The organism is Pseudonocardia oroxyli, from assembly GCF_900102195.1.
GTDB lineage: Bacteria > Actinomycetota > Actinomycetes > Mycobacteriales > Pseudonocardiaceae > Pseudonocardia > Pseudonocardia oroxyli.
In genome coordinates this window covers 23,947-39,185 of record NZ_FNBE01000009.1, presented here as the reverse complement: position 1 = coordinate 39,185, position 15,239 = coordinate 23,947, and the positions used below count along the sequence as shown (strand labels likewise).

The 15,239-nt window shown below is 73.7% G+C and carries 14 protein-coding genes; 10 read left to right on the top strand and 4 right to left on the bottom strand.

Going from position 1 to position 15,239, the window contains the following annotated elements; genetic code table 11:
• Nucleotides 1-9: 9 nt before the first annotated feature.
• Nucleotides 10-1,263 carry a GDSL-type esterase/lipase family protein gene (locus tag BLS43_RS14825; protein WP_093084433.1) on the bottom strand — a complete coding sequence of 418 codons (1,254 nt, stop codon included), beginning with the start codon at nt 1,261-1,263 and terminating at the stop codon, nt 10-12.
• A 201-nt stretch (nt 1,264-1,464) separates the two neighbouring features.
• Here BLS43_RS14825 and BLS43_RS14820 point away from each other — a divergent pair, with 201 nt between their 5' ends.
• The 7 genes from BLS43_RS14820 to BLS43_RS14790 all read left to right on the top strand — a co-directional run bounded on the left by BLS43_RS14820 (nt 1,465) and on the right by BLS43_RS14790 (nt 8,162).
• A complete protein-coding gene (locus tag BLS43_RS14820) occupies nt 1,465-3,342 on the top strand; it encodes a propionyl-CoA synthetase (RefSeq protein ID WP_093084430.1) in 1,878 nt (625 codons plus the stop codon).
• A 101-nt stretch (nt 3,343-3,443) separates the two neighbouring features.
• Entirely contained in the window at nt 3,444-4,037 is a 594-nt protein-coding gene (locus tag BLS43_RS14815) for an excalibur calcium-binding domain-containing protein (RefSeq protein ID WP_093084427.1), read from the top strand.
• Nucleotides 4,034-4,636, top strand: a complete 603-nt coding sequence (locus BLS43_RS14810) for a class F sortase (protein ID WP_093084424.1) — start codon at nt 4,034-4,036, stop codon at nt 4,634-4,636. The genes BLS43_RS14815 and BLS43_RS14810 overlap by 4 nt, the downstream gene beginning before the upstream one ends.
• Nucleotides 4,637-4,728: 92 nt before the next feature.
• A complete protein-coding gene (locus BLS43_RS14805) occupies nt 4,729-5,085 on the top strand; it encodes a hypothetical protein (RefSeq protein WP_143030058.1) in 357 nt (118 codons plus the stop codon).
• 4 nt (nt 5,086-5,089) lie between these two features.
• Nucleotides 5,090-5,284 carry a ferredoxin gene (locus tag BLS43_RS14800; RefSeq protein ID WP_093084417.1) on the top strand — a complete coding sequence of 65 codons (195 nt, stop codon included), beginning with the start codon at nt 5,090-5,092 and terminating at the stop codon, nt 5,282-5,284.
• Nucleotides 5,285-5,344: 60 nt separating this feature from the next.
• A complete protein-coding gene (locus BLS43_RS14795) occupies nt 5,345-6,916 on the top strand; it encodes an acyl--CoA ligase family protein (protein ID WP_093084415.1) in 1,572 nt (523 codons plus the stop codon).
• A gap of 58 nt (nt 6,917-6,974) precedes the next feature.
• Complete coding sequence (locus BLS43_RS14790; protein ID WP_093084412.1) at nt 6,975-8,162, top strand: MFS transporter; 1,188 nt, start codon at nt 6,975-6,977, stop codon at nt 8,160-8,162.
• On the opposite strand, the gene BLS43_RS14785 is transcribed toward BLS43_RS14790, so the two are convergent.
• From BLS43_RS14785 to BLS43_RS14775, 3 genes are all read right to left on the bottom strand, one after another.
• The gene (locus tag BLS43_RS14785) at nt 8,126-8,926 is read right to left on the bottom strand and encodes a DUF72 domain-containing protein (protein WP_093084409.1); all 801 of its coding nucleotides are present in this window, start codon (nt 8,924-8,926) and stop codon (nt 8,126-8,128) included. The two genes, BLS43_RS14790 and BLS43_RS14785, sit on opposite strands and share 37 nt — an antisense overlap.
• Nucleotides 8,927-8,990: 64 nt before the next feature.
• Entirely contained in the window at nt 8,991-10,577 is a 1,587-nt protein-coding gene (locus BLS43_RS14780) for a flavin-containing monooxygenase (protein ID WP_093084406.1), read from the bottom strand.
• Nucleotides 10,574-11,491: an alpha/beta hydrolase gene (locus tag BLS43_RS14775; RefSeq protein ID WP_093084403.1), complete on the bottom strand. Its 918-nt coding sequence runs from the start codon at nt 11,489-11,491 to the stop codon at nt 10,574-10,576. Before BLS43_RS14775 ends, BLS43_RS14780 begins: the two co-directional genes overlap by 4 nt.
• 150 nt (nt 11,492-11,641) lie before the next feature.
• Here BLS43_RS14775 and BLS43_RS14770 point away from each other — a divergent pair, with 150 nt between their 5' ends.
• The 3 genes from BLS43_RS14770 to BLS43_RS14760 all read left to right on the top strand — a co-directional run bounded on the left by BLS43_RS14770 (nt 11,642) and on the right by BLS43_RS14760 (nt 15,233).
• Nucleotides 11,642-13,345: a sigma-54-dependent Fis family transcriptional regulator gene (locus BLS43_RS14770; RefSeq protein ID WP_093084400.1), complete on the top strand. Its 1,704-nt coding sequence runs from the start codon at nt 11,642-11,644 to the stop codon at nt 13,343-13,345.
• Between the two features lie 123 nt (nt 13,346-13,468).
• On the top strand, nt 13,469-13,873 hold the full coding sequence (locus BLS43_RS14765; protein WP_093084397.1) for an A24 family peptidase: 405 nt from the start codon (nt 13,469-13,471) through the stop codon (nt 13,871-13,873).
• 55 nt (nt 13,874-13,928) lie between these two features.
• On the top strand, nt 13,929-15,233 hold the full coding sequence (locus tag BLS43_RS14760) for an amidohydrolase (RefSeq protein ID WP_093084394.1): 1,305 nt from the start codon (nt 13,929-13,931) through the stop codon (nt 15,231-15,233).
• Nucleotides 15,234-15,239: the final 6 nt, after the last annotated feature.

The following is a 15,239-nucleotide window of genomic DNA, read 5'->3' as shown; positions in this document are numbered from 1 at the left end:
CACCGGCCCTCAGCGTGCGGCCGAGGCCCGCACCTGTGCGGCGTCCTCGGCCAGGCACGGGCTGCCCGTCAGCCGTCCGACGTCCACGGCGCCGGCCAGCGCGCGGTAGCCGGCGGGCGAGAGGTGCAGGCCGTCGCCGGAGTCGTAGGCCGCGGCCAGGCGCGTCGGGTCGCTCGGGTCGGCGACCGCGGCGGCGAAGTCGAACACGCCGTCCGCGTGGGCCGCACCCTCGGTGCGCAGCCAGCGGTTGACCGCGTCCCGCTGCGCCGTCGCCAGGCCGTGCGCCCCCGCGTTCGACGGCGTGATCGTGGTCAGGAAGACCCGGTGCCCGTCGGCCCGCGCCCGGTCGGCGTAGCCGGCCAGCCCCGCGGTGACCTCCCCGGCGGACCGCCCGGCGGCCAGATCGTTGGTCCCGATGTGCAGCACGACGTCCGTCGCCCCCGGCACGTCCGCCACGTCCGTCGCGTACCGCTGCGCGGGGGGCGGCCCGCTGACGCCCGCGACCAGCTGGTTCGCCGAGATCCCGGCGTTGAGCACCGGCATGGTCAGCGCCCCGGTGAGGCGCTCGGCGAGGGCGTCGGACCAGCGGGTGCCTGCCGTGGCACCCACCCCGTCGGTGATCGAGTCCCCCACGAGGACGACGGCGTGCTCGGTCCGCGGGGTCAGCACGTCCAGCCCCGAGAGCACCGACCACGAGGTCACCGGCCGGGTGAAGGCGGCGCCGGACGGGTCGTCGACGACGGACCCCGGCTCGGAGACGTAGGAGGTCGTGAGCGCGACGGGGTGCACCGAGACGAGCGCGGGCGCGGTCGGGACGAAGAGGCTGACGGCGACCGCCCGTCCGCGCTCGGCGACGAACGTGACCGGGTCGCTCGCCCACTCCGCCCCCGGGGGCACGACGACGCCGGGCGCGCCGTCGAACGTCACCGGCCGCCCGGAGCCCGACACCAGCTCCGCCCCCGCGCCGGCGAGCCCGACCGAGGCCGAGCCGACCTGGAGCGGGGAGGCACCGAACCGGTTGGAGACCCGGATGCGCAGCTCGGTGCCGGTCGCCTGCGGGGTCGCGATCATGCGCAGTGTGCGGCCCGCGACGTCCGCGCCCGATCCGGGCTGCGGGCTCGTGCGCCACGCGCCGACCCACGCGGCGCCGCAGTCCGGCGCGGGCGCCGTCGCCGAAGCGGGAGCAGCCGACGGGGGCAGCGCGACCAGGCCCACGCTCAACAGCGCCGCCACCCCGGTCAGCCACGCCAGCAGTGCGCGCACCTGTGCCCCTTTCGAGGGAAGAGCCGTTCACCCGGACGAACGATCACGCCCGTCCATTCGCGTATCGGCCCCGCGCCGGGTGACGTTACGTGGACCCGACATCACCTCCTGTGAGCGCCTGCTCGGCGAGCGCGGCGGTGTCCCCGTCGGGAGAAACGCCTTAGGGTCTGCCGCAGAGACGTCGAGGTCAGGAGGTCGCCGGTGGGTGCGTACGAGGAGGTCTTCCAGGCCGCGGTGCAGGACCGGGAGGGGTTCTGGCTGGACGCGGCCCGGGCGCTGGAGTGGGAGCAGGCCCCGACACGGGCCTTGGACGAGTCGAACCCGCCCTTCTACCGCTGGTTCCCCGACGGCGTGCTCAACGTCGCCCACAACGCCCTGGACCGCCACGTCGCCGCAGGTCGCGGCGACCAGGCCGCCCTGATCTACGACTCTCCGGTCACCGGGACCCAGCGCACCTACACCTACGGTGAGCTGACCGAAGAGGTGGCCCGCTTCGCCGGAGTCCTGCGCGATCTCGGGGTGGGAGTCGGGGACCGGGTCGTGGTCTACATGCCGATGGTCCCCGAGGCCGCGATCGCGATGCTCGCCTGCGCCCGGCTCGGCGCGGTGCACTCGGTGGTGTTCGGCGGGTTCGCCGCCAAGGAGCTCGCCGTCCGCATCGACGACGCCACGCCCGCGGTGATCGTCTCCGCCTCGTGCGGGATCGAGGGCACGCGGGTCATCGAGTACAAGCCCCTGTTGGACAAGGCGATCGAGCTCGCCACGCACAAGCCGGGCAAGCGGGTGATCCTGCAACGCCCCCAGGCCGAGGCCGCCATGGGCCCCGACGACCTGGACTGGGCCGACGCGGTGGCGCGCGCGACGCCCGCGGCGCCGGTCCCGGTCCGCTCCACCGACCCGCTGTACGTGCTCTACACCTCCGGCACCACCGGCAAGCCCAAGGGCGTGGTCCGCGACGGCGGCGGCTACGCCACCGCGCTGGCCTGGTCGATGCCGAACGTCTACGACGTCGGGCCCGGGCAGACGATCTTCACCGCCTCCGACGTCGGCTGGGTCGTCGGGCACTCCTACATCGTCTACGCCCCGCTGCTCGCCGGGGCGACCACCGTGCTCTACGAGGGCAAACCCGTCGGCACCCCCGACGCGGGCCAGTTCTGGCGGGTCTGCGCCGAACACGGGGTCCGGTCCCTGTTCACCGCCCCCACGGCGTTCCGGGCGCTGAAGAAGGAGGACCCCGACGGGGACTACGCGAAGAAGTACGACCTCTCGCGGCTGCGGTACCTGTTCCTGGCCGGGGAGCGGCTGGACCCCGAGACCTACCGGTGGGCATCGGCGCTGCTGGACATCCCGGTGATCGACCACTGGTGGCAGACCGAGACCGGCTGGCCCATCGTCGCCGACCCTGTGGGCATCGAGCAGCTGCCCGTCAAACCCGGCTCGCCGACGAAACCGCTGCCCGGCTGGGACGTCCAGATCCTCGACGCCGCGGGCAAGCCGGTGCCCGCGGGTGAGGACGGGGCGATCGTGGTCAAGCTCCCGCTGCCCCCGGGGGCCTTCCCGACCCTGTGGAACGACGACGACCGGTTCGTCTCCTCCTACATGTCCGCCTTCGACGGCTACTACCTCACCGGCGACGGCGGCCGCATCGACGAAGACGGCTACGTGTTCGTCATGGGCCGCACCGACGACGTCATCAACGTCGCCGGACACCGGCTCTCGACGGGCGGGATGGAGGAGGTCCTCGCCTCCCACCCCGACGTCGCCGAGTGCGCCGTCATCGGCGTCGCGGACACCATGAAGGGCCAGATCCCCCGCGGGTTCGTGGTGCTCAAAGCAGGAGCCGACCCCGACCCCGAACAGCTGCGCGCCGAGCTCGTCCAGATGGTCCGCGACCAGATCGGCGCCGTCGCCAGCCTCAAGGAGATCGCCGTCGTCGCCGCCCTGCCCAAGACCCGCAGCGGCAAGATCCTCCGCAAGACCATGCGCGGCATCGCCGACGGCCTCGACGAACCCGTGCCCTCCACCATCGAGAACCCCGACATCCTCGACGCACTGCGCCCGGTCCTGCGCAAGGAGTAGTCACCTTTGATGAGGTGAGGTAATGGCGGGGTAATGAGGGCGATAGGTCGGGCACGGCGGTCGCAGGGACGCGGCCGCCGAGCCCGACCGATGGGACACGCATGCCTTCCCGCACGACCCGACTCGCCGCCGTACTCGTCTCCGCGTCCGCGGCGCTCCTGTTCGGGACGGCCGTACCGGCCGTCGCCGACGACCTCCGCAACTGCACCACGTTCAGCTCGTGGGCGGAGGCGGACGCCTATTGGAGGGCGCAGGGCCGCCCGGCCGCAATGGACCGGAACGGCGACGGGATCCCGTGCGAGTCGCTTCCGGGCGCACCCACGAGCGGCGCCGAGGCCCCGGTGACCACGACCCCCACCACGCCTGCCGCCCCCGCCGACGAGCCGGTGGAGGAGACCTCCGAGCACGAGGAGTCCGCCCCGGAGCCGACCCACGAGGCCGCTCCGGTGTTCGTGGCGGCCGCGGGCGGGAACGGGGGTGCGAGCGCGCCCCCCGCCGTCGCCGACCGCGACTGCGCCGACTTCGCCACGCAGGCCGAGGCGCAGGCCGCCCTCACCGCGAACCCCTCCGACCCCGAGCGGCTCGACGCGGACGACGACGGCATCGCCTGCGAGAACGCGTTCGGCACCGAGGGCCGTCAGGTCGCGGTGTTCCCGCTCGGGGGCGTCGCGACGGGCGGGTCCGGCCTCCGATGAGGGTCCGGGCGCTCGCCGCCGCCCTGCTGCTGGCCGCGCTGGCGGGCTGCAGCACCCCGCCCCCCGCCCCCGCGCCGGCTCCCGCACCCGTCGCGGCCGAGCCGGCCGCGACGCGACCGGCCGCGGCCCCGATCGCCGCGTTGGCGCCGTCGGACCCGGTGGGTCTGGGGGTACCGACGATCGGGGTGCGCTCGGGCCCGCTCATGCGCCTCGGGATCGACCGCGCGGGCGCGCTGGAGGTCCCGCCGGACGCGACGACGGTCGGCTGGTTCACCCTCGGCCCCACACCCGGCGCGCCGGGGCCCGCGGTGCTGGCCGCGCACGTGGACTACCGGGGCGTGCCCGGGGCGTTCACCAACCTCAAGGCGATGAGCGAGGGCGACCGGATCAGGGTGCCGCGCGCCGACGGGAGCACCGCGGTCTTCACCGCGTACCGGGTCGCGCGGTACGACAAGTCGGCCTTCCCGACCGAGGACGTCTACGGGGACACCGCGGGGTCCGAGCTGCGGTTGATCACCTGCGGCGGGGAGTTCGACGCCGCCACCCGCAACTACCGGGACAACGTCGTCGTCTACGCGCGGCTGACGGGCTCGGAGTAGTCACCCGATCGTGTAACGCGCCGGTCTCTCACCCGATGAGGAGTCGACGGTCCGCTCCCCGGCCGTCGCTCCCCCGTTCGTGAGAGAGACCGATGCTCCGCACCCGAGTGGTCGCCGTGTCCGCGGCCGTCCTCGGCCTGCTCGTCGTCGCCGCGTTGGCGACGGCGGCGGTCGCCGTGGGCGCCGCGCCCCCCGAGCCCGCCCCGGCACGGGCGGCACCGCCGCCCACCGCCGCCCGCCTCCCCGTGACCACCCCGCCCGCGCCGGCGCCCTCGCTCCTGGCCGAGGCGGCGCGGGCGGCGCTGGCGGTCGAGCCGACGCCCCCGTGTGCCCGCACCCGGGAGCTGACCCCCATGGGCTCCCGGCTGCAGGCCAAGCCCGTGACCAGCGCCGACGTCGAGGAAGGCTGTCCTCAGTCCGGCGGTCCCCGGCTGCGGGGAGCACCATGAGGGCATGAAGGTCACAGTCGACTTCGACCTCTGCGAGAGCAACGCGCTGTGCATGGCGGCCGCGCCCGAGGTCTTCGAGGTCCGAGAGGACGACTTCCTCTACGTCCTCGACGAGAACCCGCCCGAGTCCCTGCGGGCCAAGGTCGAGGAGGCCGTTCGGGCCTGCCCGAAGGCCGCCATCACGCTCGGGGATGCCTGACCCGTCAGACATCCCCTCACAGGGGTAGCACGCCGGCGCCCGAGCGGTCAGGATCGACGGATGACGCCGGTCTGGCACACCCCGCTGACCCCGCTGGCCCTGCTCCGCCGCTCGGCGCAGGTGTATCCCGACCACACCGCGATCGTCTACGGCGAGCGCCGCACGACGTACGCGGAGTTCGCCGCCGAGGTCACGCGGGTGGCGCACGGCCTGCGCGGCTCCGGGATCCAGCCCGGTGACCGGGTGGCCTACCTGCTGCCGAACCTGCCGGAGATGCTCGTCGCGCACTTCGCGGTGCCGCTGGCGGGTGCCGTGCTGGTCGCGATCAACACCCGGCTGTCCACCGAGGAGATCCGGTACATCCTCGACCACTCCGGCGCGAAGCTGCTGGTCGTGGACGCCGCGCTGCACCCCCGGGTCGCCCCGGTGGCGTCCGGGTTGAAGAGCGTCGAGGAGATCATCACGGTCATCGACCCGGCCGACCCGGGAGACGGCGTGGGCTCGGGTGTGCGCTACGACGACCTGCTCGCCCGCGGCACCGAGGCCCCGATCCCGTGGGAGGTCGCGGACGAGGAGTCCACGATCTCGATCAACTACACGTCCGGCACCACGGGGCGCCCCAAGGGTGTGCAGTACAGCCACCGCGGCGCCTACCTGAACTCGTTCGGCGAGATCGTGCACTCCGGGTTCACCCCGGAGAGCGTCTACCTGTGGACGCTCCCGATGTTCCACTGCAACGGCTGGTGCACCCCGTGGGCGGTCACCGGCATCGGCGGCACCCACGTCTGCCTGCGCGAGGTGCGCGGCGACCGCATCTGGGAGCTGATCGGCGAGCACGGGGTGACGCATCTGAACGGTGCCCCCACGGTCGTCACCACGATCATGCGGGCGGAGCAGGCGCGGCAGCTGGACTACCAGCTCGTCGTCACGACGGCCGGGGCGCCGCCCAGCCCCACGACGATCCTGCAGATGGAGCGCATGGGCTTCCGGATCGTGCACGTCTACGGCCTCACCGAGACCTACGGCCCCTACACCGTCAACCAGTACCAGCGCGCGTGGGACGGCCTCGACCCCGAGGAGCGGGCGCGGCTGCAGTCCCGGCAGGGCGTCGGGATGCTGCAGACGGACGCGGTCCGCGTCGTCGACGAGCAGATGGGGGACGTGCCCGCGGACGCCACGACCATGGGTGAGGTCGTGATGCGCGGCAACAACGTCATGACCGGCTACTACGACGACCCCGCCGCCACCGAGAAAGCCTTCGAGGGCGGCTGGTTCCACTCCGGGGACCTCGGCGTGGTGCACCCGGACGGCTACGTCGAGCTCCGCGACCGGGCGAAGGACATCGTGATCTCCGGCGGCGAGAACATCTCGACGATCGAGGTGGAACAGGCCGTCGTCTCGCACCCCGCGGTGCTGGAGGCCGCCGTGATCGGGGTGCCGGACGAGGAGTGGGGCGAGCGCCCGAAGGCGTTCGTGGTGCTCTCCGGCGAGGCCACGCCGGAGGAGCTGATCGAGCACGTCAAGTCGACGATCGCCCGCTACAAGGCCCCGCGCGAGGTCGAGATCGTCGAGTCCCTCCCCAAGACCAGCACCGGGAAGATCCAGAAGTTCGAGCTGCGCAAGCGCCCGTGAGTGGCGATGGTCGCTCTGGCGACCATCGCCACTCACGAGCCGTTTAGCCTTGCTCACGATGGCTGAGCAGAGTGCGGTGCGGGTGGGGGCGGGGGCCGTCGCGATCACCACCTCGACGGTCCTGCCGGTGTTCCTGCTGGGCGCGTTGAGCGTCCAGATCGGGGCGGAGCTGCACTTCGACCCGGCGGCGCTGGGGCTGGTGGTGGCGCTCTACTTCGGCGTGTCGGCGTTGGCGTCCCTGCCGGTCGGCAAGCTCGTGGAGCGGTGGGGGTCGCGGCGCACCAGCCGTGTCGCGGTGTGCGGCGCGGCCGGGTTCATGCTGCTCACGGGCCTGGTGCCGTGGAACTACGCCTCGCTCGTGGCGATCCTGCTGTGCGGCGCCTGGTGCAACGTGATGGGCCAGCTCTCCTCCAACCTCACCCTGGCGCGGTCGATGCCGGAGCACCGGATGGGGCTGTCGTTCGGGGTCAAGCAGGCGTCGGTGCCGCTGGCCACGCTGCTGGCCGGGGTGGCGGTGCCCGCCGTCGCGCTGACCGTCGGATGGCGGTGGGCGTTCGTGATCGCCGCCGGGCTGGCGCTGACCGCGCTGGCCGCGGCGCCGCGGGGTTCGGGGCCCGCCACGCGGGACCGCGCCGTCCCCGAGGACCGCGCGACGGGTTCGCTGGCGGTCATCGGCGCCGCCGCGGGCCTGGGCGCCGCGGCCGCCACCGGCCTCGGCATCTTCCTGGTGTCCGCAGCTGTGGATCAAGGTGTGGATCCGGGGACGGGCGGGCTCGTCCTGACCCTCGGCAGCGTCGTCGGCCTGGTCATGCGGATGCTGCACGGCCATCTGGCGGACCGACGCAGCGGCGCGCACATCGCGTTCGTCGCGGGCTCGCTGCTCTCCGGTGCGGTCGGGCTCGCGCTCCTCGCCGTCCCCGGCCCGGTCACGCTGATCGCCGGGGTGGTCCTCGGGTTCGGCCTGGGCTGGTCGTGGCCCGGGCTGCTGCAGTACGCGGTCGTGCGGCTCAACCCCTCGGCCCCCGCCGCGGCGACGGCGATCGTGCAGGTCGGGGTCTACGCGGGCGGGTTCGTGGGGCCGATCGGGTTCGGGTTCCTGGCCACGCACGCGTCGTTCACGGTGGCGTGGTTCGTGTCGGCGGCGGCGATGCTGGTCGCGGGCGCCGGGGTGCTGGTGGGGCGGCGGATGCTGGTCGCCCACCGGGTGGCTCAGGAGAGGCGCTCGGCCAGCGCGATCGCGTCGTAGGGCGCCCGGATCTTGACGTCGTTGTCGAAGTAGACGAGCACGTCCCGGCCGTCGGCGAGCCAGCCGCGGATCCGCTCGGCCCACGCGTCGAGCGCCTCGGGGGTGTAGCCGGAGACGTAGAGCTCCTCGCTGCCGTGCAGCCTGCAGTAGACGAAGTCCGCGGTCACCTCGGTCAGGAAGGGCCACTTGCCCGCGGTGTCGGCCACGACGAGGGCGACCCCGTGCTCACGCAGGAGCCCGAGGAACTCCGTGCTCCGGAAGCTCTCGTGGCGCACCTCGATCGCGTGCCGCAGCGGTCGGTCGTCCGTGTGCAGCACGGGGTTCGCGATCCGCTCGTCGTGCTCCGTGCCCAGCTCCGCGGCCTGCGCGGTGGTGCGCGGCAGCAGGGCGAGGAACTCGCGCATCCGGTCCGGCTTGAACAGCATCCGCGGCGGGAGCTGCCAGAGGATCGGCCCGAGCTTGGGGCCCAACGCCAGGACGCCCGAGGCGAGGAAGTTCGCCACGGGCACCCGGACGTCCTTGAGCTGCTTCATGTGGGTGACGAACCGGGGGCCCTTCACCGAGAACAGGAAGTCCTCCGGCGTCTCGTCCCGCCAGCTCGGCCAGGCGGTCTGGATGGAGTAGAACGAGCCGTTGATCTCGATCGACGACACCGCACGGGAGAGGTACTCCAGCTCGCGGCGCTGCGCCAGCCCCGTCGGGTAGAAGGTGCCGCGCCACGGCGGGTACCGCCAGCCCGAGGTGCCGGTCCTCCAGCTCGCCATCGGCGACTCCGTCGCTCGTGAGTGGTAAGTGGTGCTCTGGCACCACTTACCACGCACGGGCGCGTCAGCGCAGGGTGAGACCGGGGAAGCCCTGGTCGGCGTTCTCGTCGCAGATCCGGAAGTAGTTGTTCGCGCCGCCGAACCAGACGTTCACCCCGCGCGCCTTGCCCGGGATGTTCGCCCCGAGGAACCAGGTGTGCACGCCCTCGCCCTCGGTCAGCAGCGTCGGCTCGACGGCCTCGCGGGTCTGCCGCGCCCAGTCCTGTTCGGCCTCCTCGGTGGCCTCCACGACCCGCCCGGCCGCGTGGTCGAGCGCCGCGCCGATCCACTCGACGTTCTTCTCGATGCACACCGGCAGGTTGGCGAACGGGCTCAACGGACCCGTGATCATGAACAGGTTCGGGAAGCCCGCCGTGGTGGTGCCCAGGAAGGTCAGCGGACCGTCCTGCCACTTCTCCTTCAGCGTGATCCCGTCCCGGCCGCGGATGTCGATGGCCGTGAGCGCGCCGGTCACGGCGTCGAAGCCGGTGGCGAGGACCAGGACGTCGAGCTCGTAGGAGGCGTCCGCGGTGCGCAGCCCGGTCGGGGTGATCTCCTGGATCGGCGCACCCTTCGCCGAGACGTCGACGAGCCGTACGTTGTCCCGGTTGTAGGCCTCGTAGTAGTCGTGCCCCGCGGGCGGGCGCTTGCCGGAGTACGGGTAGCCGCGCGGCGAGAGCAGTTCCGCGGTCGCGGGGTCGTGCACGATCTCGCGGATCCTGGAGCGGATGAACTCCGCGGCCGCCTCGTTCGCCGCCGGGTCGAGGATGAGGTCGTCGAAGGTCTCGAAGAGGAACCGGAAGCCGCCGCGGGCCCAGCCGTCGGAGAAGATCCGCTGCCGCTCGTCCTCGTCGACCGCCATGGCCGCGCCGTGGCCCGCGTCGAACGGCATGGCGAAGGAGTGTGCGCGGGCCTTGGCGAGGATCTCGTAGTGCCGGGCCTTGAGGTCGGCGATCTCGTCCGGGTCCATCGGCCGGTTCTGGGCGGGGACGACGTAGTTGGGCGTGCGCTGGAAGACGACCACCTCCGCCGCCTCCTGCGCGATCACCGGGATCGCCTGCACCCCGGTCGCCCCCGTGCCGATGACCCCCACCCGCTTGCCCCGCAGGTCCACGCCCTCGGCGGGCCACCGGCACGTCAGGTGCAGGTCGCCCGCGAACGTGTCCAGCCCGGGGAAGTCCGGGACGTGCGGGTCGGTGAGGAACCCCAGCCCCGTCGCGACGTACCGGCTGCGCAGCTGCTCACCGGAGTCCAGCGAGACGTCCCAGCCCTCGTCGCGGTACTCCATGGCGGTGACCCGCGTGGAGAACGTGATGTCCTTGCGCAGGTCGGCGCGGTCGGCCACGAACTCCAGGTAGCGCTGCATCTCCGGCTGCCCCGGGTAGCGCTCGGACCAGGTCCACTCCGCGACGAGCTCCTTGTTGAAGGACAGGCAGTAGTAGTAGCACTCGCTGTCGGTCCGGGCGCCCGGGTAGCGGTTCCAGAACCAGGTCCCGCCGACGTTCGAACCCGCCTCGATCACCCGGGCGGACAGCCCGGACTCGCGGACCCGGTTCAGCATGGCCAGGCCGGAGAACCCGGCCCCCACGATGACGACGTCGTAGGTGTTCATCGGGCCTCCAGCCCCAGGCGCGGGCGGACCCAGGCCGCCATCGCCGCGATCGTGGCGTCCGCCTCGGGCGCGCGGCCCGCGGAGAACGGGTGGACGTGCTGCATCTCCGGAGTGATCTCGAGCGTCGCGTCCACACCCGCGGCGCGGGCCTTCTCGTGGAACAGCTCGGCGTTGTCCAGGAGGGTCTCGTGGCCGCCCGCGGCGATGAAGCAGGGCGGCAGGCCGGTCGGGTCGCAGTGCAGCGGGTTGGCCAGCGGGTCGCGCCGGTCCCCGTCCTCGCCGAGGAACATCCCGGACATCGCCTCGACGACGGCGCGCTGCACCAGCGCGTCGGTGTCGGCGTTGGCCTCCAGGGTCTTCCCGACGTGCTCCATGTCCAGCCAGGGCGACATCGGCAGGATCGCGGCGGGCAGCGGGACGCCCTCCGCACGCAGCGCCAGGACGGTGCTGATCGCCAGGTTGCCGCCCGCGGAGTCGCCCGCCGTCGCGATGCGCTCGGGCGCGTAGCCCTGCGCGAGCAGCCACCGGTACGCCGCGACGGCGTCCTGCACCTGCGCCGGGAACGGGTGCTCGGGCGCGAGCCGGTACTCCAGCACCAGCGCCCGCGCGCCGACCGCCTTCGCGAGATGGCCCGCCAGCTTGCGGTGCGTCGCGATCGACCCCACGACGAAACCGCCGCCGTGCAGGTACAGCAGCACCCGGTCGTCGGCCGCGTCGAGCGGCAGACACCACAGCGCGGGCCGCCCGCCCGCCTCGACCTCCTCGTAGGTCACCCCGGTCGGTTCGGCGGTGGGCAGGTGCCACTCCTCGAACAGGTCCCGCAACGTCGGCAGGTCCATGTCCGGCGCCGCCGCCATCCGGTCGCTCCAGCTCTGGTAGATCGTCCGCAGCTCCGCGGACTCCGCGCTCGCCATGGCCGAGGAGCATGCGGCCGGGCGCCCGCCGAGAGTGTCCGACTTCGCGACACCACCCGAACGGTCGTCATGTCTGTCGCGTTCTGGGACAGTCGGACGGGACCCGGGACGTGTTGACTCGGGGGACGCCGCAACGACGCGGAGGTGCCCATGACCGTCGACGAGCGGGAACGCCTGGTCCGGGCCGCCCGGGAGGGGTTCCTGTCCGGGGACCGCCCGGACGCGCGGCTGCGCCCGGAGATCGCCTCGTCCTGGCGTCGCAGCCGACTGTCCCGGGTCGCCCCGAGCGACGACAGCGTGCCCTACGCGCCGCTGCTCGACGGGGCCAACCGGCTGCTGACGGCCGCCGCCACACCCGTCCTGGACTGGCTCGCCGACCAGCTGACCGGCGGGACCGCGGTGATCCTCGCCGACGCGGACGCCCGCATCCTGGACCGCCGCGCGGACGGCCGCACCCTCTCCCGCCATCTGGACACGGTGCTGTGCGTGCCCGGCTCCCAGTTCGGCGAGGAGCACATCGGCACCAACGGCATCGGCAGCGTGCTGGAGGCGTCCGGTCCGGTGCGGATCGCGGGCGCCGAGCACTACCGGGACAACCTGCAGGGCTTCACCTGCGTCGGGACGCCGCTGCGCCACCCCGTGCACCGCAGGCTGATGGGCGTGCTCGACGTCTGCTGCCGCTACGACGACACCAACGACCTGATGACCCCGCTCATGCTCTCCGCGGCGCGGGAGATCGAGTCGCGGATGTACGCGGAGTCGTCGTTGCGCGAGCGGATGCTCCTGGAGGAGTTCCTGAAGGCCTCCCGCCGCACGTCCGCCTTGGTGGTCACGCTCAACCAGGACTTCCTGATCACCACCACCGCGGCCGCCACGCTGCTCGACCCGAGCGACCACGCCCTGCTGTGGGAGTGGGCGTCGGACGCGATGACGCGGCGGGGCGAGTGCGCGGGGGACGTCCGGCTGCACGGCGGCGCGGTCGTCTCGGCGCGCGCCCGGATGGTCCCCGACGCGGGTGTGCTGATCGAGCTGCGCGGGGACCGCGCCGGTTCCCCGCACCGCAGGCCCGCCACCTCCGACCCCGAGCTGCCCGGGCGCAGCGCGGCCTGGCGCCGGGCCCTCGCCGAGGTCGGCGCCGCCACCCGTTCCGGGCTCGACGTCCTGGTCACCGGCGAGCCGGGGACCGGCAAGACCCGGGTCGCCGCGCGGATCCTGCCGGGCGCCACCGTGTTCGACGCGGCGTTGGCGGCGGTCTCGCCGGCCTGGACCGCCGAGCTGCAGGACGCGCTGCGGCGCGGGCCGGTGATCCTGCGACATCTGGACGCGCTGCCTGCGGACCTGGCCCCGGTCGTGGCCGCGCTGCTGGGGACCTCGCGCGTGGTCGCGACCGCGAGCGACCCCGCCGCCCGCCTGTTCGACCACTTCGGCGCGCGGATCGAGCTGCCACCGCTGCGGCAGCGCCCCGAGGACCTCCCCGACGTGGCGGCGGCCCTGCTCCGCACGCCCTCCCCCGCGCCGCGCCTGCAGCCGGCGGCCCTGCAGGCGCTGCAGGCGTACGGCTGGCCGGGCAACGTCCGCGAGCTGGGCGCCGTCCTGGCGTCGGCCCGGCTGCGGGCGATGGGCGGGGACATCGGGCTCGCCCACCTGCCCGCCGAGCACCGGCGCGCCGCCTCGCCGTCGCTGCCGACGCTGCGCCGCACCGAACGCGAGACGATCCTCGAAGCCCTGCGGGACGTGCGGGGCAACAAGCTCGCCGCCGCCGAACGCCTCGGTATCGCCCGCTCCACCCTCTACCGCAAGATGCGCGCCCTGGGCATCGAGGACACGCGCTTCGCGCCCGTGCGCGGCAAGTAGTGCCCGGGCACCACTGCGCTCACCCACCCCGCGGCTCCGCCGCTGCCGTCCCCCGGCCCACTCACGACCTGTGACGCGCCGACCCGCTCGTTCGTGTACGGGGCGAGAGAGGGAGGTCCCGTGATGCCTCGGTGGATCGTGCCGCTGGTCGTGGCCTCGGACGCGGCCGTGATCGTCCTGTTGTCGCTGGTCCTGGGCTGGCCCGCGGTGTTCTTCGCCGTGCCGGTGGTGGCCGGGAGCATCATCGCGCTGGTCGTGCTGACGATCATGACGCGCACGAGGCGGGCGGTGTCGCAGCTGCGGATCCCCGCCGGGCCGTACCGGGCGGCGGGGTCGGCGGCGGGGTCGGAGCCCCATCGGTGGTCGAGCAGCAGCACGGACTCCTACCCGGACTGGACGGGCCAGAGCACGTGGTCGGACGGCGGGGCCTGCGGTTCCGCGGACTCGTGGTCCGCCGACGGCGCCGGCTGCTCGTTCGACACCGGCTCGTCCTCCTCCGACTCCGGTTCCTCGTCCTCCTCGGACTGAGCCGCGAGGACTCGCGGGCACGGAACCCGGGGCTCGCGGCGCTACCCTGCGCCCCATGACCGGTCCCGCCCAGCCCGACGAGTCGTACCTGCGCTCCCTCGTCGCCGCCACCGAGGCGGCCGTCGCCCGCGCCGAGCCGCTGACCAGCGCGTTCACCGGGGCACCGGCCGAGCTGTGCGCACCGGTGCGGGCGGCGGTCGACGCGCTGGGGGACGAGCTCGTCGCGCTGAGCCGGGACCTGCACGCCCACCCCGAGACGGGCTTCGCGGAGCACCGCTCGGTGCGGGCCGTCGCGGACCTGCTCGCCCGCCACGGGCACACCGCCGAGATCGGCACCGCCCTGCCCACCGACCTGCGCTGCACCACCGGTTCGGACGACGGCCCGCACATCGGGATCCTCGCCGAGTACGACGCCCTCCCCGGCATCGGCCACGGCTGCGGCCACAACGTCATCTGCGCGACCGCCGTCGGCGCCTTCCTCGGCCTCGCGGGCCGGGCGCCCGGCCGGGTCACGCTGTTCGGCACGCCCGCCGAGGAGGGCGGCGGGGGCAAGGAGACGATGGCCCGCGCGGGCCTGTTCGACGACGTCGACGCCGTCGTGATGCTGCACCCCTTCAGCCACGACGTCGCGATGCACCCGTTCCTGGGCCGCCGCCAGGTCGAGATGGTGTTCCACGGGGTGGCCGCGCACGCCTCGGCCCAGCCGTTCATGGGCCGCAACGCGCTCGACGCCGCCGTCGCCGCCTACACCGCCGTCGCCGCGCTGCGCCAGCACCTGCCCCCGAGCGACCGGCTGCACGGCACGTTCACCGACGGTGGCGCGCGCCCCAACGTCGTCCCCGACCGGGCCGCGCTGCTGTTCTACGTCCGCTCCATGGAGCCCGAGACCCTGCGCGACCTCGCCCACCGCGTGGCGGAGATCGCGTACGGCGCCGCCCGGATGCACGGCTGCACCGTGGACGTGACCTGGGACGACAAGCCCCCGTACCTGCCGATCCGGCAGAACGCGGCGCTGGCCGGGCGGTGGGCCGCCCGTCAGGTCGAACGCGGGCGGACACCGCTGGCACCCGGCGTCGTCCCCGAGTTCCTCACCGGATCCACCGACCTGGGCAACCTCTCCTACCGGATGCCCGCGATCCACCCGATGCTCGCCATCGCCGGCCCGACCGCCGCGCTGCACACCGTCGGGTTCGCCGCGGCGGCGGGGAGCGGGACGGGTGATCGCGGGGTCCGGGACGGGGCCGACGGCCTCGCCCTGACCGCCCTCGACTACCTGGTGGACGACGCCCTGCGCGCCGCCGTCCACGAGGAGTTCGCCGCGAAGGGAGGCCCGGTCGACGTCCCGACCTTCTTCGGATGAGGATGG